The 26,104-nt window shown below is 67.2% G+C and carries 24 protein-coding genes; 12 read left to right on the top strand and 12 right to left on the bottom strand.

Annotated elements, in window-relative coordinates; all coding sequences use genetic code 11:
- Positions 1–738: 738 nt before the first annotated feature.
- From AB0H21_RS12690 to AB0H21_RS12665, 6 genes are all read left to right on the top strand, one after another.
- Complete coding sequence (locus AB0H21_RS12690) at positions 739–2,226, top strand: HAMP domain-containing sensor histidine kinase (protein WP_358515305.1); 1,488 nt, start codon at positions 739–741, stop codon at positions 2,224–2,226.
- 253 nt (positions 2,227–2,479) lie between these two features.
- Positions 2,480–3,784 carry a lipase family protein gene (locus AB0H21_RS12685; protein WP_358515303.1) on the top strand — a complete coding sequence of 435 codons (1,305 nt, stop codon included), beginning with the start codon at positions 2,480–2,482 and terminating at the stop codon, positions 3,782–3,784.
- A 310-nt stretch (positions 3,785–4,094) separates the two neighbouring features.
- Complete coding sequence (locus AB0H21_RS12680) at positions 4,095–4,739, top strand: helix-turn-helix domain-containing protein (RefSeq protein ID WP_358515300.1); 645 nt, start codon at positions 4,095–4,097, stop codon at positions 4,737–4,739.
- The gene (locus AB0H21_RS12675) at positions 4,736–6,034 is read left to right on the top strand and encodes an alpha/beta fold hydrolase (RefSeq protein WP_358515297.1); all 1,299 of its coding nucleotides are present in this window, start codon (positions 4,736–4,738) and stop codon (positions 6,032–6,034) included. The genes AB0H21_RS12680 and AB0H21_RS12675 overlap by 4 nt, the downstream gene beginning before the upstream one ends.
- 139 nt (positions 6,035–6,173) lie before the next feature.
- Complete coding sequence (locus tag AB0H21_RS12670; RefSeq protein WP_358515296.1) at positions 6,174–6,473, top strand: hypothetical protein; 300 nt, start codon at positions 6,174–6,176, stop codon at positions 6,471–6,473.
- A 124-nt stretch (positions 6,474–6,597) separates the two neighbouring features.
- A complete protein-coding gene (locus AB0H21_RS12665; protein ID WP_358515293.1) occupies positions 6,598–7,344 on the top strand; it encodes an aminoglycoside phosphotransferase family protein in 747 nt (248 codons plus the stop codon).
- Positions 7,345–7,585: 241 nt separating this feature from the next.
- Here the strand turns inward: AB0H21_RS12665 and AB0H21_RS12660 are convergent, their stop codons facing one another.
- Positions 7,586–8,326: a VOC family protein gene (locus AB0H21_RS12660; protein ID WP_358515290.1), complete on the bottom strand. Its 741-nt coding sequence runs from the start codon at positions 8,324–8,326 to the stop codon at positions 7,586–7,588.
- Here AB0H21_RS12660 and AB0H21_RS12655 point away from each other — a divergent pair.
- Entirely contained in the window at positions 8,325–8,936 is a 612-nt protein-coding gene (locus AB0H21_RS12655) for a trypsin-like serine protease (protein ID WP_358515287.1), read from the top strand. The genes AB0H21_RS12660 and AB0H21_RS12655 overlap by 2 nt on opposite strands.
- A 948-nt stretch (positions 8,937–9,884) precedes the next feature.
- Here the strand turns inward: AB0H21_RS12655 and AB0H21_RS12650 are convergent.
- Positions 9,885–10,439, bottom strand: a complete 555-nt coding sequence (locus AB0H21_RS12650; RefSeq protein ID WP_358515428.1) for an ATP-binding protein — start codon at positions 10,437–10,439, stop codon at positions 9,885–9,887.
- A gap of 231 nt (positions 10,440–10,670) precedes the next feature.
- Here AB0H21_RS12650 and AB0H21_RS12645 point away from each other — a divergent pair, with 231 nt between their 5' ends.
- Together AB0H21_RS12645 and AB0H21_RS12640 are read left to right on the top strand one after the other, a co-directional pair.
- On the top strand, positions 10,671–11,492 hold the full coding sequence (locus tag AB0H21_RS12645; protein WP_358515283.1) for a helix-turn-helix transcriptional regulator: 822 nt from the start codon (positions 10,671–10,673) through the stop codon (positions 11,490–11,492).
- Positions 11,485–11,685, top strand: coding sequence for a DUF397 domain-containing protein (locus AB0H21_RS12640; RefSeq protein ID WP_358515280.1), 201 nt, complete (start codon positions 11,485–11,487; stop codon positions 11,683–11,685). Before AB0H21_RS12645 ends, AB0H21_RS12640 begins: the two co-directional genes overlap by 8 nt.
- A 140-nt stretch (positions 11,686–11,825) precedes the next feature.
- Here the strand turns inward: AB0H21_RS12640 and AB0H21_RS12635 are convergent, their stop codons facing one another.
- Positions 11,826–12,011, bottom strand: coding sequence for a hypothetical protein (locus AB0H21_RS12635; RefSeq protein ID WP_358515277.1), 186 nt, complete (start codon positions 12,009–12,011; stop codon positions 11,826–11,828).
- A 38-nt stretch (positions 12,012–12,049) separates the two neighbouring features.
- Here AB0H21_RS12635 and AB0H21_RS12630 point away from each other — a divergent pair, with 38 nt between their 5' ends.
- On the top strand, positions 12,050–12,574 hold the full coding sequence (locus AB0H21_RS12630; RefSeq protein ID WP_358515274.1) for a hypothetical protein: 525 nt from the start codon (positions 12,050–12,052) through the stop codon (positions 12,572–12,574).
- 243 nt (positions 12,575–12,817) lie between these two features.
- Positions 12,818–13,138 (top strand): hypothetical protein, encoded by a 321-nt coding sequence (locus tag AB0H21_RS12625; protein WP_358515271.1) that lies wholly within the window; start codon positions 12,818–12,820, stop codon positions 13,136–13,138.
- A 175-nt stretch (positions 13,139–13,313) separates the two neighbouring features.
- On the opposite strand, the gene ligA is transcribed toward AB0H21_RS12625, so the two are convergent.
- The 5 genes from ligA to AB0H21_RS12600 all read right to left on the bottom strand — a co-directional run bounded on the left by ligA (position 13,314) and on the right by AB0H21_RS12600 (position 19,311).
- Positions 13,314–15,410: an NAD-dependent DNA ligase LigA gene (ligA, locus tag AB0H21_RS12620; RefSeq protein ID WP_358515268.1), complete on the bottom strand. Its 2,097-nt coding sequence runs from the start codon at positions 15,408–15,410 to the stop codon at positions 13,314–13,316.
- Between the two features lie 217 nt (positions 15,411–15,627).
- Positions 15,628–16,929 carry a D-arabinono-1,4-lactone oxidase gene (locus AB0H21_RS12615; protein WP_358515265.1) on the bottom strand — a complete coding sequence of 434 codons (1,302 nt, stop codon included), beginning with the start codon at positions 16,927–16,929 and terminating at the stop codon, positions 15,628–15,630.
- A 98-nt stretch (positions 16,930–17,027) separates the two neighbouring features.
- Positions 17,028–17,975 carry a hypothetical protein gene (locus tag AB0H21_RS12610; RefSeq protein WP_358515262.1) on the bottom strand — a complete coding sequence of 316 codons (948 nt, stop codon included), beginning with the start codon at positions 17,973–17,975 and terminating at the stop codon, positions 17,028–17,030.
- Positions 17,972–18,799, bottom strand: coding sequence for a phytanoyl-CoA dioxygenase family protein (locus tag AB0H21_RS12605; RefSeq protein WP_358515259.1), 828 nt, complete (start codon positions 18,797–18,799; stop codon positions 17,972–17,974). Before AB0H21_RS12605 ends, AB0H21_RS12610 begins: the two co-directional genes overlap by 4 nt.
- Positions 18,796–19,311 carry an HIT family protein gene (locus AB0H21_RS12600; protein WP_358515256.1) on the bottom strand — a complete coding sequence of 172 codons (516 nt, stop codon included), beginning with the start codon at positions 19,309–19,311 and terminating at the stop codon, positions 18,796–18,798. The genes AB0H21_RS12605 and AB0H21_RS12600 overlap by 4 nt, the downstream gene beginning before the upstream one ends.
- Positions 19,312–19,563: 252 nt before the next feature.
- On the opposite strand from AB0H21_RS12600, the gene AB0H21_RS12595 reads away from it, so the two are divergent.
- Positions 19,564–20,919, top strand: coding sequence for a hypothetical protein (locus AB0H21_RS12595; protein ID WP_358515253.1), 1,356 nt, complete (start codon positions 19,564–19,566; stop codon positions 20,917–20,919).
- Between the two features lie 140 nt (positions 20,920–21,059).
- On the opposite strand, the gene AB0H21_RS12590 is transcribed toward AB0H21_RS12595, so the two are convergent.
- Genes AB0H21_RS12590 through AB0H21_RS12575 form a run of 4 tightly spaced genes read right to left on the bottom strand, consistent with a single transcriptional unit; the run spans position 21,060 to position 26,000 of the window.
- Positions 21,060–22,274 carry a hypothetical protein gene (locus tag AB0H21_RS12590; RefSeq protein WP_358515250.1) on the bottom strand — a complete coding sequence of 405 codons (1,215 nt, stop codon included), beginning with the start codon at positions 22,272–22,274 and terminating at the stop codon, positions 21,060–21,062.
- Positions 22,271–22,555 carry a hypothetical protein gene (locus tag AB0H21_RS12585; RefSeq protein WP_358515248.1) on the bottom strand — a complete coding sequence of 95 codons (285 nt, stop codon included), beginning with the start codon at positions 22,553–22,555 and terminating at the stop codon, positions 22,271–22,273. The genes AB0H21_RS12590 and AB0H21_RS12585 overlap by 4 nt, the downstream gene beginning before the upstream one ends.
- The gene (locus AB0H21_RS12580; protein WP_358515245.1) at positions 22,555–25,206 is read right to left on the bottom strand and encodes an SUMF1/EgtB/PvdO family nonheme iron enzyme; all 2,652 of its coding nucleotides are present in this window, start codon (positions 25,204–25,206) and stop codon (positions 22,555–22,557) included. The genes AB0H21_RS12585 and AB0H21_RS12580 overlap by 1 nt, the downstream gene beginning before the upstream one ends.
- Positions 25,203–26,000: a class I SAM-dependent methyltransferase gene (locus AB0H21_RS12575; RefSeq protein WP_358515425.1), complete on the bottom strand. Its 798-nt coding sequence runs from the start codon at positions 25,998–26,000 to the stop codon at positions 25,203–25,205. Before AB0H21_RS12575 ends, AB0H21_RS12580 begins: the two co-directional genes overlap by 4 nt.
- Positions 26,001–26,104 lie beyond the last annotated feature (104 nt).

The following is a 26,104-nucleotide window of genomic DNA, read 5'->3' as shown; positions in this document are numbered from 1 at the left end:
ACCGCAAATCATTCGGCGATCTTTGCAATTTTTCGAGGATCGGATGGATCATCCGCCCTCGCCTGATGCTCCCGTCCGTCCGGGCGACCAGACCCGCGGCGGAGCCGTTCCCGCCGACTTCGGCTGCGCCGCGGTGGTGCCGCTCGAATCGGCCGGACGGACGGGCCCTTCTCCCGGCCGGCCGCAGGAGACCCCGGACCCCTGCGGCCGGCCGGGCCCACGCGGCCGCCGGCATGACAGAGCCCGACCGGCGGACGGCGCGCGACCGCGGCACCGGCGCGCACCCCCCACCGCAGGCGGGGCAACCGCGACCGCCTCGCCGGGGGCCTCCCTTCCCTGCCGGGTCTTTCCGTACGAGGGCCCCAGCTTTTATCCGGTCATGACCTCCTTGAAGCTGTCTTTTGTCAGGTTTGCACCATCTTGGGGTTTCTGCTAAGGTGGGTTTTGCCGTAGTGGTCTGCTCTTGGTACGTGGTAGATCGTGCCTTGTGCCCGCCGCGCCGGCACACCAGACCGGTGGCCTCAGGCCCACCGCGCCTCCCTTTCGCGCCCGCAGGGCGCCCGCGTCCGCGCCGTCTCGCCGGGCGACGACAGGGGGACGGCGAAGATCCTCGCCCGCCGCGGGCCAACGCCCGGCGGGCACCACATCGGCCGGACGCCGTCCGGCTCCCGTGGGGCCCGGAACACCGGATCCCGCATCGCATCCAAGACCGCAAGACCGCGCCACCTGGAGGACCCAGTGCCGCTCGGACCCTCCGCTTCACCACGCCCGCCGCGGCGCGCCTGGAAGCTGTGGCGTCCCCGGTCGATCCGGGGACGGGTCACGGCCCTGGTCGCCGTCCTCGCCATGCTCCTGCTCGTCCCGGCCGGAGTGCTGGCCGGAATGGTCGCGCGCCAGGAACTCGCCAATGCCCGGTGGCTCGACGCGCGGTACGCGGCCGGCGTGGTGGCGGCCGCGGACCGCGCCGGGCGGATCACCAGCCCGGAGATCACCACCGACTTCCCGGGCGCGGACCTGATCCAGGTGGTGGACGCCTCTCAGCGCGTGGTCGCCGCCTCGCCCGACGCCCGCGGGCTGCCGCCGCTGTCCGACGTGCGCCCCGGCCCGCTTCAGCCGCGCCGGGACGTGCAGACGTGCACCAACCAGAACCTGGGCTGCCTGCGCCTGGCGGCGGTGCGCGTCAGCACCGTCCACGACTCCAACGTCGTGTACGCGGCCGGCCCCGACCGCGGGGGCATCTCCGCGGGCGCGTTCGACCTGCTCTTCGCCGTGCAGGTGGCGGCGCTGATCTCCGTCGCCGTCCTCGCCGCCTGGCAGATCACCGGACGGACTCTGCGGCCCGTCGAGGCCATCCGCGCCGAGCTGGACGCCACCAACCTCAGCGACCTCAGCAGCCGCGTGCCCGAGCCCGCCGGGGACGACGAGATCGCCCGGCTCGCCCGGACGGTCAACAGCACGCTGGACCGCCTGGAGAACGCGCGGGGACGGATGGAGGAGGTCCTCGCCCAGCAGCGGCGCTTCGCCTCCGACGCCTCGCACGAGCTGCGCACGCCGGTCGCGGGGCTGCGCGTGCAGCTGGAGGAGGCGCGCCTGTACCCCGAGGAGACCGACCTGCGCGAGCTGGTCGACCACTCGCTGCGGGATGTCGGCCGGCTCCAGGCCATCATCTCCGACCTGCTGCTGCTGGCGCGGGTCGGCGGCGGCGAGCCCGGGGCGAGGGACGACGTCGACCTGGCCGAGTCGGTCCACATGGAGGTCTCCCGGCGCAAGGACCGGCTTCCCACGCAGTTGCGGCTCGCGCCGGGCGTTCTCGTCAAGGCCGTCGACACGCAGATCGCCCGCGTGCTGACCAACCTGCTCGACAACGCCCAGCGGCACGCCAAGCGCCTGGTGCTGGTCGAGGTGCGCAGGAACTCGACCCACGCCGAACTGATCGTCTCCGACGACGGGGACGGCATCGCCGAGGCCGACCGGGAGCGGATCTTCGAGCGCTTCACCCGGCTGGACGCCGCCCGCCGCCGCGACAAGGGCGGAACGGGTCTCGGCCTCGCGATCGTCCGGGACATCGCCCGCGCGCACGACGGGACGATCGAGGCCGGCGCGTCCCATGCCGACGGGGCGCGGTTCGTCCTGCGCCTGCCGCTCTCCGCGTCCACCGCCGGGGACGACGCCCCGGCACACCACACCGGCACCTCGCTCACGCTGGCGGCGTTTCCCAGGCGCTAGCCGTCCATCTGGCCGTTCATCCGGCGCGCGACGGCCTGGCCTCGAGTGAGCCGCTTCCAGGGAAATGGGCACCCGGGACATGAGTTTGCTGATACATGGGATTTGACCTGGGATGTCCAGGAAATTGTTTGGGACAGGCGGATCTCGGGGTGCGCGTTAAGCGATGCTTACGATCGTTGAAGATGCTGTCCTGCTCATCGTTGAGGCCGCGGAACAGTCGAAAGCACCGTCGCTTACCGGAAGGTGTATGGGCGTGGCAAGCGTGGATACCACCAGAAACAATCGCCAGACGGACAAACCCGTAACGGCCACCGACGGCCAGCCGAACGCCGGAAAGGTGGTGAGCGGCACCAGGAAACCGATGGCGGCCTCCGGCGAGTCGATCGAGGAGCGGATGCGCGACATCCTGCGGGGAGGCGGGCTGCGCAGGCGCGGCGTGCGGGCCCCCTCGTACGACGAACTCCGGCCGTTCGGCCATCGGGAGACGGCCGGATTCCCGGTCTACAAGAATCTGGAACGGCGACTCCTGAGCGCCGTCGAGCAGCCGGACCCGGAAATCGCGCACGTGATGGCCACGTGCGCGGCGTACGCGTATTCCGACCCGGAAACGCTCTCGATGATCATGGCCAGAATGGGCCTTGAGGATAATCACTGCGAGATGATCCATTCGTCGGTCGACGCGATGCTCATTTCCTCGACCGCGTTTCTCGTTCTCAGCAGAAGCGGCCGGGTCGGCATCCTGTGTTACCGGGGCACCGAGCCGCTGAACTTCATCAACTGGATGAGCAACCTGGACGTCGAGCCCGAGCGGATGGGGTACCAGATCAGCGACCCCTGCGCCACGGTGCACGCCGGCGTCTACCGCAACGTGCGGGCCACCCGCTACGAGATCATGAACGCGCTGCGCCGCGCGTGCGGCGACCGCAAGGCGACCGGCGGCCTCTCGGCCGACGGCGACCGCTACGGGGCCGACGGCCCGCGGGGCGAGGGCGAGCTGGAGGCGCTCTACATCACCGGGCACAGCCAGGGCGGCGCGATGGCGGCCCTCATGGGCGTCATGATCAGGCACGAGCGTAAGTACCGCGACGTGCTCGGCGACCGGATGCGCGCGGTCTACACGTTCGGCCAGCCCATGATCGGCGACCCGAGCTTCGCCGAGGCCTGCCAGAGCGACGAGTTCCTCCGCCAGAACGTCATCCGGTACGTCTACGACCGCGACGTCGTGCCCCACCTGCCGTCCACCGCCTCGGGCCCGTTCCGGCACTTCGGCCGCGAGATCCACTACCGCGTCCCGCACCTGGCCAACGGCATCCTGTCGGCGATCCCCGGCACGCGCTGCGCCTCGCAGGCCCGCAGGGGCCGGTGGATCGCCAGGCGGCGGCCGACGGGGCAGATGCCGGGCATGCTCGGCATCCCGATGGCGGCGATGTCGTACGTGGCGCGCAGGTTCGAGGCCACCCGCGCGCTACCGGCGATGTACTCCATCGACGACCACCTGCCGCAGCACTACGTCTCGGCGCTGACCCCGGCCGGGGTCCAGAACGAGTTCGGCGACTGACACCCGCTCAAGTCAGGTCCTCCTGCACCAGCCGGCGACTCAGGTCCTCCTGATGACCCGGTGACTCAGGTCCTCCTGACACCAGCCCGAGTCGGATTCTCCACCAGCGCCGGACATGCCACCCGGCCCCGACCTCAGCCCGGCACCAGGCTCCCCGCCCGGTGCCGGGCTCTCCACTTTCGTCATCCGGCCTCGCCTCGCTCGTCGTCGGCGCGGTCGCACATCGAGCTCCTCTTACCGAAGGCCCCGTCATTAATCCCAGCATCGATAATGTTGTCGTTGGTGATAACGGACTGCTACCGTGCTGGTCGTGACATCCGCCGATCTTCTGCTGCACCCGGTCCGGCTGCGGATCGTGCAGGCGTTCCTGGGCGACGTGGCGCTGACGACCAGCGCGCTGGCCGCCCAACTCGCCGACATACCGCCGGCCACCTTGTACCGGCACGTGGCCCGGCTGGTCGACGCCGGGGTCCTCCAGGTGGTCGCGGAGCGGCAGGTCCGCGGCGCGGTGGAGCGCACCTACGTGCTCCGGGCCAGCGCGTCGCTGATCACGCCGGACCAGATCGCGACCATGACCGTCGACGACATGCGCCAGGCGTTCATGGCGTTCGTGGCCGGGCTGCTCGGCGACGTCGACCGGTACCTCGCCCGCGACGAGGTCGACCCGATCCGGGACGGGGCCACCTTCCGGCTGGCCGGGCTGTGGCTCGACGACACCGAGTACGCCGCCCTGCTCGCCGAACTCACGCGGGTGCTGCAGCCCGCCGCCGCCAATCCGCCGCGGCCGGGCCGCAAACGCCGGATCTTGGCCACCGTCCTGCTCCCCGGCGAGCAGGCCGGCGGCGGCCGCCCGGACAACGACCCCACGTCCACGACCGGACGCACCGCCCCTGAACGGGCCACCTCCAAACAAGCCACCCCCAAGCACGCGAATTCGAAGCGGAGGACATCATGATGCCGAACGGAGCCGCCGTCATCGGCGTGACCGTGCTGGACCTGGTCAAGGCCGGCAGGTTCACGGAGATCCGCGACATGTTCGCGCCGAGCCTGCGCGCCATGGTGATCCCAGAGTCGCTGCAGGCCGCCTGGACCGCCGAGCTGGACCGGCACGGCCCGCTCACCTCGGTCGGAGCCCCGGTCAGCGAGCCGGCCGGGCCGGGCGTCACCCTGGTGAGGATCCCGCTGGCGTTCGAGCACGGCGAGGCGGTGGTGCTGGTGACGGTCAGCGACGCGGGTTGGCTGGGCGGCATCCAACTCGCCCCCGCCGACGCCGCGCGGCCCACCCAGCCGTGGCAGCCACCCGACTACGCCGACCCCCGCGCCTTCCATGAGCAGGAGGCGGTGATCGGCACCGGCCGGCTCGCCGTGCCCGGCACCCTGACCATGCCGAACGCCCCGGGGCCGCACCCGGCGGTCGTGCTGCTGGCCGGGTCGGGACCGCATGACCGGGACGAGACGATCGGGCGCAACAAGCCGCTCAAGGACCTGGCCTGGGGGCTGGCCGGCCGGGGCGTCGCGGTGGCGCGGTTCGACAAGGTCACCTACGCCCACGGCGATCAGTTGGCTCTCGACGACTTCACCCTCGACGACGAGTACGTGCACCACGCGGTCGCCGCCGTGCGGCTGCTCCGCGAGCACCAGGCCGTCGACCCGGCGCGGGTGTTCGTGCTCGGCCACAGCCTCGGCGGCACCGTCGCCCCGCGCGTCGCCGCAGCCGAAGATGCCGTGGCCGGGATGGTCATCCTGGCCGGAGGGGCGCAGCCGATGTACTGGTCGGCAGTTCGCCAGATCCAATACCTGGCCTCCCTGGATCCCGATACCGCCGCCGCGTCCCAGCCGGTCATCGACACGATGACCAGGCAGGCCCAGACGGTGGACAGTCCGGACCTGTCCCCGGCGACCCCGGCCGGCGACCTGCCCTTCGGCGTGCCCGCCCGATACTGGCTGGATCTGCGCGGCTACGACCCGGCCGCGGCCGCCGCCAAGCTGGGCAGGCCGATGCTCATCCTGCAGGGCGCCCGGGACTACCAGGTCACCGTCGCCGACGACCTCACCCGATGGCGGGCCGGCCTCGACGGCCGCCCCGATGTGACGATCCGCGTCTACGACGCCGACAATCACTTCTTCTTCCCCGGCACCGGCCCGTCCAAGCCGTCCGAACTCGAGCCGGCCCAGCACATGGACCCGGCGGTCGTCACCGACATCGCCACTTGGCTGACCACCGTCATCTCGCCCACCAGTAGATCCTGATGGCCGGCGTGGTCGACGACACCTTACTGAGGTCGGGAAGCTAGGCCGCGATGTCGGCAATGGCGATATGGCGTGGGATCCTGGAGTTAGAGGGTTATGCGCATAATGCGAAGTTTGTGACACAGGGAGGCGGTGTCACATGGACACGCGTGTGGGGCAGGTCCGGGACCTGCTGCACGAGGCGGCGGAGGTGCATCACCGGGTCTACGAGATCACGGACGGTGTCGATCCCGACTGGGCGTCCTGGTACGCGGACTGGCTGATCAGGCTGTCCGACCTGCCGAGCCTGCTCGGGACGACCCCAGTGCCGAGCGAACTGATCTACGAGTTCGTGGGGCTGGACAAGGCGTACGGCCGGGAGGCGCCGGGAGAGCCCTGGGAGTCGTACTACGCCCGGCGCCTGCTGACCGCCTTCCGCGACGGCACGCCCGCGTCGTGACACCGGCATCAGAGCCGGGCGGCGAGAAACGTGAGGCCGCTTGGTAGCAGGACGCGGTCAGCCGCGCAATCGCACGCGATAAACCCGGTGACGTCGACGATCATCCCCGGGATACTGGTCGCCCATGGACGAGGTCGAAATGGTCGTCGCCCATTCCGAGCGCGCGACCCTGCGCGTGGGCGACGTGTTCCTGAAGGTGGACGCCGATCAGGCGCGCATCGACGTCGAGGTCGAGGCGATGGCCCTGGCGCCGGTCCCGACCCCGAAGGTCCTGTGGCACAAGCCGCCGGTGCTCGCGATCGCCGCAGTCCCGGGGACGGCGCTCGGCCGCCTCGGCGAGCCGTCGACCGCGTCCCCGGCGGCGTGGGCCGCGGCGGGCGCCGCCATCCGGAGGTTGCACGACGCGCCGTTGCCGCCCAGGCCCGGCCAGGCCGGCCGGGGCCTCGACGAGTTGGCGGCGGATCTCGATGGCGAGTGCGAGTGGCTCGTGACGAACGGCGTCCTGCCCGCCGACCTGGTCACCCGCAACCGCCAGGTCGCCGAGGCCGCGCTCCGGCCGTGGACACCGGTCTTCACGCATGGCGACCTGCAGATCGATCACGTGTTCGTCGACGGCGACGGGATCACGGGCATCATCGACTGGTCCGAGGCAGGCCAAGGTGATGCCCTGTACGACCTCGCCACCTTGACGCTCGGACACGAGGAGCACCTCGGCGACGTCGTCGCCGGCTACGGCACCGACGTCGACCTCGACGTGATCCGCGCGTGGTGGTCGTTGCGAAGCCTGCTGAATGTTCGCTGGCTGGTCGAGCACGGCTTCGACCCGTTCGCGCCGGGCTGTGAGATCGACGTGCTGAGATCCCGGCTGTGAGGCCGCGCGGCCCGACTGCCATGAGAAGTCCCACTCACCGGTATTCCTAGATCACTTTGTTAGGGCTTCTTAGCGCTTCAGTTGGCGAGTTGAGTGTTGTGGTCGGCGAGCGAGCTGATCTCGCCCCCTGCGCGCAAGCTCTCGCCGCCCGAATCGACCGAGACACCGCAGTCCAACCCACCCGGGGTCATGGCGCGTGAGCACAAGGCTCACGTGTCGGGGTGTCGTTAAGGGCTCCGCGTCAGGATGGGGCGAGGACGCAGAACTCGTGGCCCTCCGGGTCGGCCAGGCACGTCCACGGGACGTCGCCCTGGCCGAGGTCGAGGTCGGTGGCGCCGATGGCCCGCAGCCGGGCCACCTCCGCTGCTTTGTCGTCACCGGGGTATGGCAGCAGATCAAGATGGACGCGGTCTGGCACGGTCTTCGCGTCGGGCGTGCGGAGGAACTCGAGATACGGGCCGACGCCCTTGGCGGAGCGCAGCACCGCGTGATCGTCGGTCACCTCGTGCAGGGTCCAGTCCATCGCCTCGCCCCAGAACCGGGCCATGGCCCGCGGATCCGCGCAGTCGACCACCACCCGGGCGATCGGCCCGGTGTCCCGGTAGATCGATCGAGGCTCCAGCACGCAGAACTCGTTGCCTTCGGGGTCGGCGAGGACCGTCCACGGCACTTTGCCCTGGCCCACGTGGGCGGGCGTCGCACCGAGAGCCTGGAGGCGCGCGACCAACTCCGTCTGATGGGCCGCAGAGGTGGTGGCGAGATCGAGGTGCACACGGTTCTTTGTTGTTGTCTTAGGTTCCGGGACGGGAACGACGTCGACGCAGACGGCGACCGGGTCGGGCCAAACGAGGCCGCCGACGGGTCCAACGTAGGTGGTCACGCCGGGGCTGTAAGCACTCCAGCCGAGCGCCTCCGCCCAGAACCGGCCGACCGCCGAGTCATCAAGAGCCTTTATGTTCACCTGCACAGGTCGCAGCGCCATGCCGGCGATCCTACGGAACTACAGCAACAACTACGTGGGCTGCACCGGAGGCTTCGCCGTCCAGGGCTACGACGGCTACAAGTACATCCTCACGGCCAGCCACTGTGGCAAGCCCGGTCACTGGTTCGTCGACGGAGTCGAGAACGACTGGGTGGGCCAGGTCCAGTATGAGAACACCGGCCACGACACGATGCTGATCTCCTCCAACGCGCGGGGATGGATCTGGGACGGCCCCGTCGTCACCAACCAGCAGAAGCAGGTCTACGGCTGGGACTGGGTGTACCCCAAGGAGCAGTTCTGCTCGTCGGGCTCCAACACCGGCGTGCGATGCGGCCTGGAGCAGCACGACTTCACCGCCTGGTACTGCGACTGGGACGCCTACGGGCGCTGGGAGTGCTACAACGACCTCATCGAGGCCCACCAGATCAACGGCCTGCGCGCCACCCAGCCCGGCGACAGCGGCGGCCCGGTCTTCACGCTCTCGGGCGCCGGCGTGATCGCCAAGGGCATCATCAGCGGCCACGGCGTGAGCCAGAACATCATGTACTTCCAGGACTTCGCCACCGCCCGCAACGACTTCCCCATCCGCTTCGACCCGCTCTACTACTGATCCCGTACCGCGGGCCCGGCACGACACCACCGGGCCCGCCCGCCGGAGCCGCAGAGGGGAACGTTTCGTTCGTCGTCCTGGAGTGCCCCGGCTATGAAACGTGGCGTGAGCGCCGGCGTTGTCGGCGACGAGCCGCACTCCTGGGCGAAGGCCGGCGCCTCGCCTTCGATCGGACCAATGAACGCCTCTCCCGGTCGAGCACGGCCAACCGTGGCTCGGGGAAGGGCATGTCCCAGCTCTTTTCGTAGACCTGGTCGCCGATCTCGTCGCGCAACCGGCGGAACCCCGCGATGACGGCTCGTATCAGCTCGTCGAGCCCGCACCGGGCGTCGAGTACCGGTCGGCTGCAGGAACCCGGCCACCTTGGGTCACCAGAGAGCCACACGATCCGGACACGAACGTCCGGGCCGTCCCGCGTGAAAAGCCACCGGAAGATTCCGGGCTCCTCATACCAAGCGGTGCTCACCTTCGTCGTGCCGAGGCAGAGGCGTCGCAGTGCTTCGAAGAGGTCGTGAGGCGCGTTCGTGACGAACGATGAGCGAAGCTCGGCTCGGGCCTCTCCTATGGTGAGCACCGAATCGGCCCAGCCTCGTCCGGTAAGCCGATGTTCGAAACGAACCGGATTGTCGCTGTCCATCATTCAACCTCAGCTAGCCAGCCGCCTGACAATGCACTACCAGGCTATGGCATCAAGCGGCTGGGGTCGGATGCTGAACGTGGCGCGCGGTGCCTTCTATTGGCTTCTATTCCTGGCTGAGCCGCGAACCGGCCCGGCGGGCCCGCACTCGGAAAGATGAGCGGACCGTCGAGAAGATCCGACGCCTGCATGTCGCCTTGGATGGAGCAAATGGGGCGGCGGCGAGGACCGGGGGCCTGCCCCTGACCCGGACTCAGGAGCATTCACCTCGCCACCGCCCCGGCCAGTGGGGCGAACGCCTCGTAAAGGGCTTAATAAAGGAACGGATCGACGCCGGGTGAGCCGGATTCCCCGCCGAATCCGTCCCGGTCACGGCTCCAGCGCTCCGCGGAACGCCGGGGATGAGCTCGTTCCGGAATGAGGCTTTCGGTGACCGCCCGGGCTGCCGCGCGCCGGGCGGTCCGGCGTAAGGCGGTCTCGCCGCCGTCCGGGGATTCCCGCTGCCGGGGCAGGATCGGAGCCGGGGGCACCCGCTTGTACTCGTACCCCACCTGGAACCACACGGTCCGACTGGTGAGGTCCTGGCGTACGCCCCAGCCGGAGGCGAGCGTCTGGACGATGAGGAGACCACGCCCGCTCTCACCGGATTCGTCGTCACGCACCCGCGGAGCCTCTTCGCCGCCCGCGTCGACGACGTCGACGTGAACGAAGTCGTGGCAATCGGCGAGCGCCAGAGTGACTTTTCCACCATTCCTGGAATTGGAATGGACCACCGCATTACTTACCACTTCGGACACCAGGAGTGTCACGGTGTCCAGCGCCGGGTGATCGTCGCCCAGCCTCTTCCGTACGAACTCACGGGCCATTCCGGCCGACCTGGGCTCGCCGGCCAACTCGATGACGCCCAGCAATCTTCCCATCCGCATGCGCTCGCCTTTTCGTCCGACGCGAGGAACGCGCTTCTTGGAGACTTCGCCCTATCAGAGTGGCGACGGAGAGCTACGATCGGGAGCGTTTAGCTCGTACATAGGATCACATTTCTGTGAGGAGCCCGTGAGCACATCAATATCGTCGAAATTCAGGTAGAAAGGAGCGATATGCCCCCCATCAAAGACCCACATCCGGGCGAATCCCCGCGCAACCTCTTCGCCGCCGAGCTGCGACGGCACCGGGAGGCGGCCAGGCTCACCCAACGGGCGCTCGCCGCGCGCATGGGCTTCTCGGAGTCGCTGGTCGCCATGGTCGAAACCCTCCGACGTCCCCCGACCGACGACTTCGCCAGGGCGTGCGACAAGGCCCTCGGCCTGGACGGCACCATGATGCGGCTCTACATCGCCGCGACGTGGGACAAGGCCACGGAGCACCTCAAGCCCTGGCTCGAACAGGAGGACGAGGCCGAAACGCTCCGCAGCTGGGAGCCCGTCCTCATCCCCGGTCTCCTTCAGATCGAGTCGTACGCGCGCGCGATGATCTCCGCAGCCCCCGGCATCGCTTCCGAGGAGGTCGAAGACCGGCTCGCCAGCCGCATGCGGCGGCAGGCGATCCTGCACAGGGACAGGGCTCCTGCGGCCACGTTCCTCATGGACGAGGCTGTAATCCGGCGTCGCGTAGGGAACGCGGAGGTCATGCGGGAGCAGCTGGGATTCCTGCTGGAGGTCGCCCGGCGCCCCAACGTGACCATCCAGATCGTGCCCTACGACGCCGGAGAACACTGCGGGCTGGCAGGCGGCTTCATCATCGCCGAACGAAACGGAACCGCCTACGCTGCCTATACAGACGCGCAACCGAGCGGACGGACGATCGAGTACCGGCCGATTATCACGGAACTCGTCGCCAGGTATGACGCGATCCGCGCTGAAGTCCTACCATTCAAACAGTCACTCCACCTCATACAGGAAGCGGTGAGCCAAAGTGGGTGACATCCTGGGCGCACAGTGGCGCAAGAGCACCTACAGCACCGACAACGGCAACTGTGTCGAGGTCGCGTCGAACCTGCCCAGCCTCGTCGCGGTCAGAGACAGCAAAACCCCGACCACCCCGGCCCTGCTCCTCCCCCCGGCCGAGTGGTCCACGTTCCTGACCGGACTCAAGACCGGCACCCTCGACACCTGATCTCCTGAGATCTGGCGCCAGACCGAGAGAGCCCTCCCTCAGCCGAGGAGGGCTCTCTCGCGTTTCCCGCTCCCCCATCGGTCGGTCCGTGCGCGGCCCCGGGTCAGCGCACCCTCTAAGCATGCCGCACGCTGCGGCCGTCAACTGGCCTCGGCGTCCGCCGGGATCGCGGTCCCTTTCACGAGCTTCAGGACGTCGGCGATGACGTCGACGTCGGAGCTCGTACGGAAGACCACATCGGGGTCGCCCAGACGCTTGAAGGGCGGTTCGTACAGGTCGCCGACGTCCAGGTAGCCATTCTTGGTGATCCAATCTTCCGTCGCCACCCAATCTGCCACAGAGCCAAAGAAGACAGGACCGTTGGTTGGACCGGCCCAACGTCGCCGAGGAAAACGTGCTCGCCGCAGTGCTGATGGCGTATGCGATGCTGTCCGTGCACGGCGGCTCCCACCGGGCCAGAGGGCCGAGCCTCGCGCGGAGTTGTGCCTGTCTCGCTGGAACCGAGGCAGTCTCATCGATCATGCGGCATGTTGTAGGTGTGATGGATCCTGGCGATTACACACGCTTCGGCGACCTGGTCCAAGTCGCGCGCGAACGACGCGAGCTGGACATGACTGCGCTGCGAGAGTCGGAGCGACTACTGGGAGAGATGGCCTCCGCGGCCGCGGTCCTCGCCGAACACGTGCAAACCGAGATCTCGGCCTTGCCGAAGCGGCACCTTCTCAGTGACGACTCCGGCGACGATCCGATGGCCCGGATCGCCGAGATCTGGGAGAGATCGAGAAGGATCGCGGGGCTCTTCGGCGAGGTCGGCAGGCATGCTCATCGCTCTCAGGTGGCGCTCGGCCATATCGGCGTACAGCACAGCAAACCGACTCCTGATCAGTGACCCCGCAGGGAGTGTTCGCACTCAAGGAGCTCGTCGATGTACCAGTGGGGGAAGCCTGACGCAGTGGAAACGCGCGAGCGACTTCTGGCAGCTGCAGTGGCACTATGACAAAGGCGACCACGGCCCTGACGAGCTGTGGTCTCCGGTGAGCGGCTGTTGCACTGGTGGACCTCCCGCCGCGACCAGGTCGCGACGGCCTTCACCCCCCGCACGCGACTCGTCCCGGGACGGAGTGAAACACCTATGAAAATCGTCGGCGCGGACGCCGATCGCATCCACAACGACATGTACAGCCAGTGGGCCGAAACCCACCAGGTGGATCCGGCCGAGGATCCCGACTTCCTGCGCGCATACCGCCAAGCGATCGGGCAGGACCCCGAGACCAGGCTATACCTCGACGCCGGAGAGAACACCGATGAACGGCAACGTAACGACAACGCCGAGGACAGCGGTATGCGTGATCGGCTGGTCTGGGGTGAGGGGATGGTCCTGGTTCCGCCGGGGACGCCCCGCCCGCCTCTCCGGCAACTTCCCGACATCCCCGAAGAAGAACCCGCTGACTGACACCGACCGCCCGGGACCGTACTGGAGGAGGTCTGGCCAGGGCGCCAACCGATGCTGAGGCTCCTCTCGCCGCCGGTGGCCCACCACCTGACCTGGAGGAATGACAGTGGAATCCGCGTACCCCGCGCCGAATTCATGCGCGCCGCGACCGAGGAGGCGCGCTGCGCCGGGAAGGTCAGGTCAGGTAGGTGGCGAGGCGCTCGGCGAGTTCCTCGGGCGTGATGGTCTTGATGCCAAGAGTGCGGGCCTTGTCGAGCTTGCTGCCGGCGTTCTCGCCGACGACGACCAGGTGTGTGCGCGCGGAGACGCTGGAGGACGCGCGGCCCCCCGCCTGGGCGATCAGTTCGTTCATCTCGGTGCGGGAGTACTCCGCCAGGGGCCCACTCATCGCTCCGGTCACCACCACCGTCATCCCGGCCAACGGCCGCCTTTCTCCTGCTTCCCCGGACTCCACTCCCCCATCCTGCGCGCCATCAGCGGCAGCGGAGGGGACGCCGGGTTGGGTCATGTTCACCCCCACGGCCACGAGCTTGTCGATCACCGGGGCGATCTCGGCCAGTTCCGCCACGATGACCGAAGCCTTCTCGCTGCCGATTCCGTCGACCTGCTCCAGCGCCGCGGCGTCGGCGTCCCGCACCGCCTGCATCGAGCCGAAGTGCTTGGCGATGCGCAGCGACATGGAGCGTCCGGTGCCCAGTATGCCGAGGGCGCAGAAGACCCGGTTCAACGGTTTGCTCCTGGCGGCGTCGATGGCGGTCAGGAGGTTGTCGGCGCTTTTCGCACCCATGCGATCCAAGGTCAGCAGTTGGTCGCGGGTAAGGGTGAACAGGTCAGCGAAGTCCTCGATCAGGCCCTTGTCGACCAACTGCATGATGATCTTCTCGCCGAGGCCGTCGATGTCCAGGGCATCACGGGCGACCGCGTAGCGGATGGCTTCGATCTGGCCGCAGGCGCGGCCCCGGACGCAGCGCCAGCGTTCCTGGGTGCGGTCGATATCGGCCCCGCAGCGCGGGCAGACCTGGGGGAAAGCGATGGGCTGTTCGTCACCGTTGCGCAGGGTGGTGACGGCGCCTTCGACACGGGGGATGACTTCGCCGGCGCGGCAGACGATGACGTGGTCGCCGAGCAGCAGGCCACGGCGGGTGATGTCGGCGGGGTTGTGCAGCGTGGCGTAGGTGATGGTCGTGCCTGCGACGTCGACCGGGTCGAGGACGGCGCGTGGGGCGATTACGCCGGTGCGGCCCACGCTCCATTCCACCGCACGCAGCACGGTGATCTTCTGGGCGGAGGGGAACTTGAACGCAATGGCCCAGTGCGGGGTGCGTGAACCCGTGCCGGCCTGGACCTGGTCGGTGGGCTCGTCGGCCTTTATGACGGCGCCGTCGATCTCGAAATCCAGAACTGCGCGCAGGGTGCCAATGTCCTGAACCCGGGCCAGGACCTGCTCCAGAGCGGTGTAGGAGCGGGTGGCGACCGGCGTGTCGACCGTGGTACCCAACCCGAGGTCGGCCAGGCGCGCGACGAGCCGGGTGTGGGACAGATTCTCCAGGGCGGGGTCACTGGTGTGCTCGGGGCCGGTCAGGGCGGCGTAGGCCAGGAACGTCTGCCCGATGTGGTAGGCGCGGTCTTTGGCCCGCAGCGACCCGGACGAGGCATTGCGGCGGTTGGCGAACACCGGCGCCCCGTGTGCGGCCCGCAGCTCGTTGGCTGCGGCGAACTGGGCCTGTGTCATCAGGACCTCGCCTCGGACCTCGACCGTGATCGGCTCGGTGAGGGTCGTGGGCAGGCCGATGATGTCCCCGATCGCGTGGGACACGTCCTCACCGGTCGTCCCGTCGCCCCGGGTGACCAGTTGGACTAGTCGGCCTTTGCGGTAACGGGCGGCTAGGGCCACACCATCGAACTTGGGCTCCACCGCCCAGGCGGTCACTGCACGCCCACCCAGTCGGCGCTCCAGCGAGGCGGCCCAGGCCCTCAGTTCCAGGTCCGAGAAGACGTTGCCCAGGCTCAGCATCCGCACCGTGTGCTCGGCCTCACCGGTGGTCACCCCGGCCGCGACCTGCTGGGAAGGGGAATCCCCCGCGACCAGGTCGGGGTGCTCGTCCTCCCAGGCCGTGATCGCGCGCAGCAGCCGGTCGTAGGTCTCATCGTCCATACTGGGCTCGCCGGACCCGTAGTACGCCTCGGCAGCAGTACGCGCCTGCGCGACCGCCTGCAGATAGGCGTCTTCATCAGCCAGGACATTGGCCGGCACCGTGGAGTTCTCCTTCATGCTGCTCATTGTGACGACCGGCACTGACAGAACCGTGGGTCTTTAAGGATCGCCGACAGGCCCAAAAACGGGCCAGGAATGTCTACGCCTGGGCGTTCTCACCACAGGACGCTGCAGTGCGCCCGTACGTGAGTGCATCCCGCCACCTCGAGTCGGTATGCGCGATATAAGGTCCGGACAGGGAGCCATGGCGCGAGGTTCACGCCCAGGTGCGGCGTCATTCGCTGGGAAGTCCTAGCGTGCGGTAGAAGGTGTCGTTCTGAAAGCGTCCGCGGGGGTCGAATCTGCCTATGGCCCGGCGGAACTGCGAGAATCCGTTGGTGCCAGCGTCGCGCACCAGTTGCGGAGTGAAGTATTTGCCCCAGTGCGGTCGGCCGCCCAGGCCGTACAACAGGCGCTGGATGTCGTCGAACAGCGGGCGGGCGGCGGTGATCCGGCCTTCGGCGTTCATGTACGACACGAAGCCGAAGTAGGTGCTGGGGACCGCGCGGGTGGGACTCAGGTGGCCGCGCGCTCGCCCGGTGGTCCGCAGGATGACGGGGTAGTGGAGCTTGTAGGGCGAGGCGCGCAGGAGGTCTTTGAGGGAGGCGTAGGCTTCGGGGAAGGCGTCCAAGGGGACGGCGATCTCCATGTTCAGCTGGGGTGCCGGGATACCATTCTTGAATATCTCGTAGAGCGTCCCCTTCGAGTCGGCCACGCCGAGGAACTTCTCCAGGGTTCGGGTGGCAGGTGTACGGCCCTGGCCGTCACCGATGTCGGCCATGAGATGACGGCGGGTGCGGGCCACGACGTCGCCCAGGTCTGCGGGGTGGGCGGTGTATAAGTCGCGAGGCGGGTTGGCACCGTCGTGTGTGATCCAGGCGTGCGCGACCTGGTGTTCGGTGAACCACCAGCACTTGGCGGCCGCGGATTCGCGGTTCCAGGCCAGGTAGCGCTCGGGCAGGCTGTCTTCGGGGACGGTGACGCGGCTGCAGCACAGCTGGGCCGTAGGGCGACCGCGAAGCTCTAGGCCGACGACCACACCGAGGCACCCGAGGTTGAGGATGGCGGACTCGAAGGCGTCGTCGGCCGGAGTGAGTCGGTGCAGGACGCCGTTGCCATCCATGAGTTCGATGACTGACACGCAGTCGGAGAGCGTGCCGCCAGACAGGCCCTGTGCGTGGGTGCCCGTGGCGAGGGCGCCGGCTACCGTCTGAGCCGTGATCACAGGTGGGCAAGTGTCGAGCTCGAGCCCGTGCCTGTCGAACATCTGCCACACGTCGTCGAGCACGGTATCCCCGGTGACGCACAGGTATTCTCCGCGCAGGTCACACACTCCGCGGCCAGGGAGGTCCAGGACGATGCCGCGGGTGCCGTCCGGGCAGTGGAGCTGCCTGGGATAGGTGAATCTCGACCCAAGGATGCGCACCTTGGCTTCCCCGTGCGCCAGCATCGACTCCAGCTGTTCCAAGGACGTGATTCTCGTCCAGTGGCCCTGGTCGGCGATGGTGACGTTGCGACTCCAGTTTGTGAGAGTCATGCGATACCTCCTCAGCGGTCTGCGCTACTGGCGAGCGCGTCGGTCCGGTTGACCCAGAGCAGCCGCCGGGTCTGACTTACCGTTCCTGCCGCGTGGCCTCATGCGGGCCCGAACATGTGCTGTATCGGCGGGTGCGGGTGGGGACAGGACCCGAACCCGGGGCCGAAGCAGCACGCGTGGGCCTGCGTCCAAGCCACCAGGTCGGTGGTTGGGCGGCCCATGAGCCGCTCGGCAACCCGGGTCGGCGTAGCGTCCCCCTCAGCGCTGATCCGCTTCCACAGACCGAGCACCTGCGCAGCCGCGGGCCGGCGCATCCCGTACTTGCCAAGGCTCGCCAGGAAGTGCTCGTCATCCTGGCGCTTGAACGTGATCGGACGCCCGGTCGCCGCTTGGAGGGCCAAGGCCCACTCGGCGCAGGTCGCCTGCGCATGATGGCTCATCAACGTGCCGCTCAGGTCGATAGACCCAGAGGAGAGGATCTTCCGGCAGAACAGCGCGGCGGCGTCGTCGCAACTGATGTACGAAAACGGACAGTCAGCGTCGGCGGGGAAGGAGAACGACCCGTTCTCGGCGATGGACTGGCACTGATAGAGGATGTTCTCCAGGAACATGGGCAGTGAGACGAGGTCGTACTCGATCCCGGATTCCTGCAGCAGGACTTCGAGCGTTGCCGCTTCCTCGGCCATGGCGCACTGTCCCGGGGTGAACTGGATGCCCAGGCACACAATTTGCTTGACGCCGGCCCTCTGAGCTGCCCGCAGATACATGTCACCGATTTCGACGCGGCGGTCGATGGGGGGCACCATCAGCATGGTGTCGGTGCCGGACAACGCCTCCACCAACGTTTTGGGATCCCCCGGCTCCCAGTCGCGAAGCTGCACATCGATACCGTGTACGGCGCGTCCGGCGATCTGAGCTTCAGGAATTGCCAGACGCAATGTCAACTGCGGTGCGTCAACGGCAAGTCGCCGCAGGGTGTAGTGGCCTACCTTGAAAAAGTTGCGCGTCGCGCCGAGCACGGTGACGATTCGCGTCGAGTCGGTCATTGTGCAGCCCAGCTGTGCGTTGCCGTGGCCTCTTTGTACAAGTCCACCGGGTTGACCTCGTTCGAGTAGTAGCCCAGCAGCAGCCGGTTTTCAGGGGAGAGGTGGTCGGCTGCGGTGGCCGGGTCCCAGTGATGGTCATAGGGACGTAGCCACGCCTGCCCGAAGCGGATGATCGCGCTGCGCCGCTCCTGGGTCAGATTGGGCAGGACGGCATGCCACATGGTGTTGCCGAAGATGACCGCGTCGCCGGGCTCCGCGTGAACGATCAGGGCGCCGTCCGGGACACTTCCCTGAGCGAGAGCGTCGTTCGCCGACTCCCAGTAGTCATCGTCCTTGTGGTCCACGGGCCACCGGTGGGAGCCGGGGATGAGCACGAGATTGCCGCTGTCCTTCGGCCGCGTATCGGTGAAGAACACCTGCGCTTTGAGATGCAGCGGCCCGTTCACCTCGTCGTACGGACGCTCCAGGAAGGCCCCGGAGTCGCGGTGCCATGGCTCGTGGGCCCGCTGGTAGACCTCCCGGCGCAGCACCTCGCTGCCCAGGACCTGGATCGACCCGTTGAGAATCCGGTATGGGACTGACATCAAGTCGCGGCACACGAAAAGCAACTGGTACTCAGCGATGATGTTCGCGGCGTTGCGCACCTGCGTCAGGGCGCGGTTCGTATTGAACGAGCTGTGCGTCAGGTCCGGGGCCCGGTCGTCGGTGAGCTGCAGGACGGCATTGTCCAATGTCTTGACGACGGCATCGGGTACGGCCTGTTTGATGAGCACGAAGCCCTGCTCGGTGAACTGGGCGAGGGCGGCGTCGTGTGAAATTGTCACGGTGCGCTGCTTTCTGCTGGTCCAGTGGGCGGTAACTGGTCAAGGAGCGCTGCGCGCAGGCGCTGTGCTACCTCGTGCTTTCGGGCGGGATCAGCCAGCCGAGGAAAAACAACGATCGAATCGCCGTCGTAGCGCGGCACGACATGCATATGGAAGTGGAACACGGTCTGATGGGCGGCCAGACCGCTGGCATGCACAAGGTTGACGCCGGATGCCGAACACGTCATGCGCAGGGCGTTCGCCACCTGCTTCGCGGTCGCCATGACCGACTGAAAGAAATCGTCCGAGATATCGAATAGGTCCCGGCAATGCTGCTTGGGGATGATCAGTGTGTGTCCGTACGTTGCCGGCAGGTGGTCCAAAAAGCACAAGGTGTCCGCCGTCTCCGCAATAACGTGACTTTCGACCTCCCCGTTGATAATGGCGCAGAACACACAGGGGAACTGAGCGTCCTCGACCAGGCCTTGCGCCGTGTATCGAGACAGCCAGCGAGGGTCGAGGCTCAGTACCATGGCGTAAGGGGCACCCTTCCTTGAATGGGTCAGATAGAACGCGCCACGGACGCTCGGAACGTACCGTTGCGCTGGCGCTCGTCTTCCTTCGGTCGCACTGCTGGCTATGAAAACCCGGAGACCGCGGAGCTGCCAGAGAATGGCTGTAGTCTCTCGCCGACCACGCGTAGTCTCTTGCGTCAAAGCAGCTGGGCGGGGTGGGCCTGGTGCGAGATGGTTGATCCGCCGGCATTCACACCAGGGAGCAGCCTCATGACGGGATCGCTCGGGAAGCATCCTCTGGCGATTCTGCGCGGCGAGCTCGGTCTTTCGATGACCGCCTACGCCCGTGAGCTCGACGCAGTCCATCGGTCGCTCCGTCTGGGGGCGCTGGCGCACCAACGGCAGAAGATCTACCGGTGGGAATCGGGACAGGCGGTACCTGAACCCTCAGCCCAGCAGGCAATGGCCGTGCTCCACGGTGTACCGATTTCCGTCCTGAAGACGATGCCGTGGCCAGAATGGTTGGCCACCGCATGCGACGGCTCGAATGGGGCTCACACCTATGGCGATCAGACAGCTACCGTGGAGGTGCTGACCGATCTCGCAGTGGGAGGCCTGGTGGACCGGCGTAAGTTCCTGACCATGACGTCGGCGGCGTTGGGAGCGTCGGTCAATGGCTGGCAGGATGCCGTAGACGCGATGACCAGGCCGACCTCTACTGGCCGTCGTCAGGTCACTCCGGCGATGGTGGATCACCTGGAACACCGGCTCGACCACCTCCGCCATCTCGATGACGCCTTGGGCAGCTCACAGCTCCGCGACCTGGCGATCGCCGAGTTCAACTTCATCGTCGGACTGCTCAAAGAAGCCCGCTTCGACGAGACAACCGGCCGGGGACTGTACGCCGCCGCCGCGGAAGCAGCTCGCTGCTGCGCATGGGTGCACTTCGACGACGGATTCCACGCACAGGCCGAGCGCTACTTCGACGCATCGCTACGAGCCTCCGCAACGGCCGGCGACGCGCTGACGGGTGCGTACGCTCTGTCGTTCCGGGCCATTCAGCATTACACCGCAGGCGATCCTCGGGATGCGGCCTCGCTCCTAGAGGCCGCGCAGGTTCAGACGAAGAACAAGGCGACGCCGCGCTTCCGCGCGATGCTGACCGCTCGAGCCGCTCGCTCCTACTCGAAGACCGGCGACCGGCAAGCGTGCGCCCGAGCCCTCCACGAAGCTCGCGACCTTCTCGGGATGGATGCTCATCCCGATGACCCGCCCTACCTGTACTGGGTGGATCTGGGCGAGGTCGAAATGATCGCCGGCTCGTCAGCTCTGGAGCTTGGTGACCCCCGCGAGGCCATCGCGCGCTTCAAGGCCGCCATTGATGCGAACTACGCCGGTGACGAGCAGTACCCCCGTACGCACGCCATCTACCTGGCCCGGGCCGCGGACGCGCATCTGGCGCTCCGCGATCTGGATCAGGCAGTCGCAGTCGCTGAGCATGCGGTCCGCTGCCTGGGCGGGGTCGATTCGGCGAGGTCCACGGCAACGCTGGCCGGGCTGCGGGAGAAGCTGGCCGTGCACCGGAAAGTGCCGATCGTCCGGGACTTCCTTGAGCTCACCACGTGAACCAGTCCGCTTTTCAGCAGCTTCTCCAGTGCCTGCTTCTGGATCAAGACCGCATTCGCCAGTCCCCGGGCCAGCACGGACAGGGCAGCGCGAACCGCCCACGGCAGCTTCGACTGGCTGGAGGTCAGGCCGGTTCACCCTTATGGGGTGAACCGGCGTCGTAGCGCTTGCAGAGCCGTGCGGGCCGATCGGGTGGACAGCAGAAGCCCAATGAGGACGACGCAGGCAATCGCCACGGTGGCGTACAACCAGGGATTGTCCGTCTCTATGACCTGCAGAAGCGCCAGGGCGATCCCGGCGGGCACGGTGACGAGGGTGAACACCACGATGGCGCTGTTGACGTAGCGGCTCTCTTCCTCCCGGATGAGGCGGTTGAAGTCACTGATGTCCGAAATGATCTGCTCGTAGCGTCCGGCGAGCATGTGCTGGCGCTGGTAGGCGGACAGCAGCCGGTTGGGCACCCCATGTGGGGTCAGGTGCTGCGCCCACAGGTGCCTGCGGAAAATGTTTACCTGGCGTTCGAGATCGGGCATCGCTGTTTTCAACGGAGAGTCGAGCGCAGCGACCGCGCGCTCTTCCAAGCTGGTGATCACTTGTTGTTGCAGCAGCCCTAGAAGAATGGCGTCGAGGTAGATGGACCGCAGATACACCTCCGCGTAGCCGAAGAACGGGTCCTGCGGCCCGTGATCGGGTCGGATGCCGACAATGGCCATGCCGTCGCGGAGCACGACCGCATGCCAATCGCTGGAAAGCCGGATGACCTCGTCGTCACGCGGTTCGAGGTTTCTGGGGTCGGGTGGATAGTCGGCGAACGTGCTGCGCGAGCCCAGGCTCCACAGCCATTGGTTGGTGGAGGTCCAGCGCCAATAGCGGGGCTGGAGATACAGGCGAGGGAGCCCCTGCCTGGTTGCGGTCACGAATGAGACCGTGAAAGGACGTGCATCCAGCTCGATCACCGCTTGCCCGTCCAGGATCACCTGTGGGTCGAAGCCGATGGGCGGCGCGCCCCTGCGTCCGGCCAATCCTCGTAGGAGCGGGATCAGAGTTCCGGTCCTGGGCCGCAGATGGATGGCAACCAGCCCGCGGGCGTCCGGGAACCTCGCCTGGAGGGCTTCCACACCGGTGACTTCCACATCACCGACGACCCGGCAGGTGGTGTCGTGCCAGCGCTGCGGGTGTTCGGCATCGCCATACAGGATGCGCGCGGCCTTGGCGCTGTAGTACTGGCTGCGTGCCTCGGCCGTGGAGCGGACGTGCCCGTGCTGGAGGATCAACGGCCCGGATTCCCACGTCGGAGTGGCGGGGAAGCGAGCGGGATAAACCGCGATCAGGACTTGCCGTTCCAGACGGCTCACCGGTAGTAGTCCTCCACCTCAGGCATGTCGAGACGAATGATGTAGCGTGCCCGGTCGGGCTCGTCCGGGTCGACCAGGAACCTGACCCGTTCCCCGATGTGGAGGGTGCGGAATCCCTCGGTCACGATGTCGGCGTACATGAAGGTGTGGTCGGTGCCGGATTCGGCGTCATGGACGACGTAGGTGCTCAGCCGCCCGGTATAGCCGCTGCCGTACGGCATGCGTTCGGCGATGTACCCGAACTGCTGACCGCCGGGTGTGGAGTTCGGCTCGCCGTTCATCACGCATCCTCGACACATCGAAAGCCGATCACGTTGCTGCGGCCGTTCCGGCGCGCGAGCCCTTTTGAAGAGGCTTGCACGGCCCGGTACGGGTTGTCGTAGGAACCACCGCAGATGACGACCTCGTCGCGGTGGTCCAGCATCGTTGCCGTGATCTCCCATACGTTGCCGGCCATCTCGCGAAGGCCGTACGGCGAGATGTTGCCAGGGTGAGCGTCGACCGGGCCGGGCATCGCCTCCGCCAGACGGCCGCGGTCGAGTTCCTCCCGCCACGCCTCGTAGGTGATCAATTTCCGGCCGCTCCAGGAGTCTGCGCAGCTGACGATGTTCAGGTCGATGTCGTCGCCCCAGGGGAACAGCCGCCCGTCGGTGCCCCGTGCCGCGGCCTCCCATTCCAGAGAGGTGGGCAGGCGCTTGCCCTCGTAGCGGGCGAAGGCATACGCGCTCCAGTAGCCGACACACACCGCCGGATAGTTCTGGTAGGCCGGGTCGGTGAAGTAGTCCGGGATCCGCAGCCGGTCCTGCCACGGCTCGTGGGAGATCTCGGCCGGCTGGTCCGGGTGATCCCACTGGCGTGAGCCGTCCTGGCGGACCGCCTCCAGGAAGCGGTTGTAACGGGCGACCGTGACAGGGAAACGGTCGAAACGGATCGGCCGATCGATGCGGCGCAGCATCAGATGATGACTCGGCCCGACCAGATAGACCCCCGCAGGCAGAACGCACCCCTCACCAGTAGAAGGCGCGGCCTGGCGGGAACGCCGGTGCAGGAATTCCCGCACCTGCTCGGTGAGCCGCGGGAGGGAACCGGACTCCAGCGCGAGTTCGCGATGTGCGGGGTCCCGGAGGTATTCGGCAGCCAGCAGCTCCTGATACGCCGAGTGGACGAAGGCCACCGCGGACGGGCCCGCGGGCCGGAAAAGAGCGCGGAGCCGCAACGCCTCGAAGGTCAGCCGTCCACCCTCGAACAGATCGATCCCCAGGTCGTTGACCAGATCGATGAACGTGAACATCGTCTGGCCGACCAGGAAGGCCGAACCGAAGTACGCGACCAGGGAGGGGAGCATATTCTCCAGCCTCGCGGCCGCTGTGACCTGGGCAGTGTGGGCCCAGGCCAGCTCAGTCAGATGAGAGAACTCGTGGTGGGTATGGCCGACTTCGCCGACCAGGTGCATCTCCAGGGGCGAGGCGGTGGCGACGGCATCGTGCAGACGCAGCGCGGAGAAGCGCGGTACCTGCAGCGGGTTCACGCCCTGAGCGTGGAGCTGCTGGACCAACTTCTCCGACACCAAGGCGGTGCCGTCCAGCAGCCGACGTGCCTGTGGGGAGTCCTCCAGGAAAGACACCCGTGAGGAGGTGATGACCGCCGACTCGGCCGTCAGCACCTGGGCGAGCTCGGCGAACAGATCCAGGAAACCGGCCTGGGTCACCGACGGCACCGCCTCATCGATCGCGTCGAGGGCGCACAGCACCGAGCCGGAGCGCGCGAAGTAGTGGAACACCTCGAAGACGTAGGTGTTCTCCACCTCCATGTACGGCGCGAGCACGCGGGTGACGAACTCACGGAATGTCTCCTCGCGCTGCTTCAGGCTCATATCGAAGTAGAAGCGGTAGCGGCGCCGCCGGGCCATTGCCGACCTCGCGACCAGGTGCTTGAGCAGTGTTGTCTTGCCGCTGCCCGACCGGCCGACGATCAGCACGTTCCCGCCCACCTCGGCAACCTGGTCCAGCAGCTCGTCAGCCGAGCCAACCTGGGAAACTCGCTGTTCACCGGTGTGCTGGTCGGTGGTGAGGAGATCCCCGGACAGCCTCAGCCGGTCGGTGGCGGCCAGGTCCGGATACGCCCCGATGACGTCGACCAGATATCGATCGATATCGATGAACGCGTCCATGAATCGGTCGTAGGTGAGGACTCGATAGTCCTCGCCCAGCGGTCCCGGGGCCTGCTGGGTGCCGTTTTCCTCAAGGATCAGGAATCGGGTGAGTTTCGGGAGCTTGGTCTGGAGCAGTTGCCCGCCGGAGGAGTTGAGCACCTGGACCACGTCGTCAATGTTCTTGCTGAGCAGCAGTTCAACGTACTCGCCGCGCAGGCCACGCTCTCGGAAGAACAGCTGATAGACCGTGTTGCGGGACAGCTCAAACCGCTTCACCGGCCTATAGCCGAGCGTGAGGTACAGCCCGGCAAGGAACTCGGCCTTGGCCGCCACATCAGGGGCGAGCTTGGGCATGTCCCCACTCAGAATGCCGCTGCCGGTGCTGCTGAACCAGGCCAGCACATCCAACAGCCGCCGGACCGCGGTGAGCCCGTCCTCGTCGGCGATCTCGTAACCGTCATGGGTGGACCGGTTGCGTAGCCGCTGAATGTCGCGCAGGGCGTCTAGGACAACCCCGCTGCGTATGTGGGGCTGTGCGCCCTTGATCAGCTCGTTGAGCGATTTCCCGCCCGGATCGCCAGGGACGTTGTGGTGGCGCCACAGTTGCTTGAGGATCCGCTCGGTGATTTTACCGACCAGCGCGATCGCGTTCTCTGGGTAGCCGTCGCCGAGAGACTTGATCGGACGTTCGAAGTCCAGCCCCAGATGGCGGGCGACTCGGGAGTGGTCATCGAGCTCGTTGCGTAACCGTCGTAGGCGAGTGTCGAGCTCGAAGCTCACTCCTTCGCCCCGAGCACGAAGGCGAACCTGTCGGGGAAGCGCAGCTCGGGGCCGGGGTGCCTGCGGCGGATCTCGTCGATCCCGGCTTCGAGTGCGGTGTCGTCGAAGCTCGACAGCAGCGACATGTAGCGGCTGCGGACCATCCGTATATAGCGGTCGGCGGTGAAGGCTAGCGGGAACTCGTCGTAGGTGAGTTCCGCGGCCAAGCCACTGTCGCGCATCGCGGTTGCGATGTCCTCGGGATCGGGTTGCCGCTGGCGGAAGAGTCTCAGGGCCGCGTCGAACAGCGGGTATTCGATCCTCGTCGGCAACATGGCCACGAGGATCCGCCCGCCCGGCAGCAGGAGCCGGATCAGGCCGGCGAGGACCGCCGACGGATCGGCGACATGGTGAACCACCTCTTTGAGCAGGATCGCGTCGTAGCCGTCATGCGGTAGTTGTATGCGCTTCTCGGCGAGGTCTTCGGCGCCCGCATGCAGTGGAATCAGTCGGTCGTCGGCAGGAAGTTGCTCCAGCATGGCCTGGGAGGGATCGACGCAGATCACCGTGCTCGCGTGTTCGGCCAAGCCACGCGCGTACAGGCCCGTTCCGCACCCCACGTCGATCACTCGATCGCCTGGGTCGAGACGCAACCGCTCCTGAATTCCTCCGGTCATCCACCTAATGAACTCTGGGCTGTACGCCCAGTTCTCATCGTACTTGTCAGCCAAACGCTCGTAGTGCACCCGTGTGAAATCGTCACGCACGAGATGTTCCCTCCCCGCCTGATCAGGACAAGCCCAAGCATCTGCCAAGAGCCGGGCCCGGTCAAGAAACCGCCGATTCCAGTAATCGCCTGTCAATAGAGCGCGTGGTCCAGACGTAGTTCAGAATTAATGCCGAATCAATTCGTATTGGT

It is taken from the genome of Sphaerisporangium sp. NPDC051011, assembly GCF_040653595.1.
Classification (GTDB): domain Bacteria; phylum Actinomycetota; class Actinomycetes; order Streptosporangiales; family Streptosporangiaceae; genus Sphaerisporangium.
This window is presented reverse-complemented; position numbering and strand designations above follow the sequence as displayed.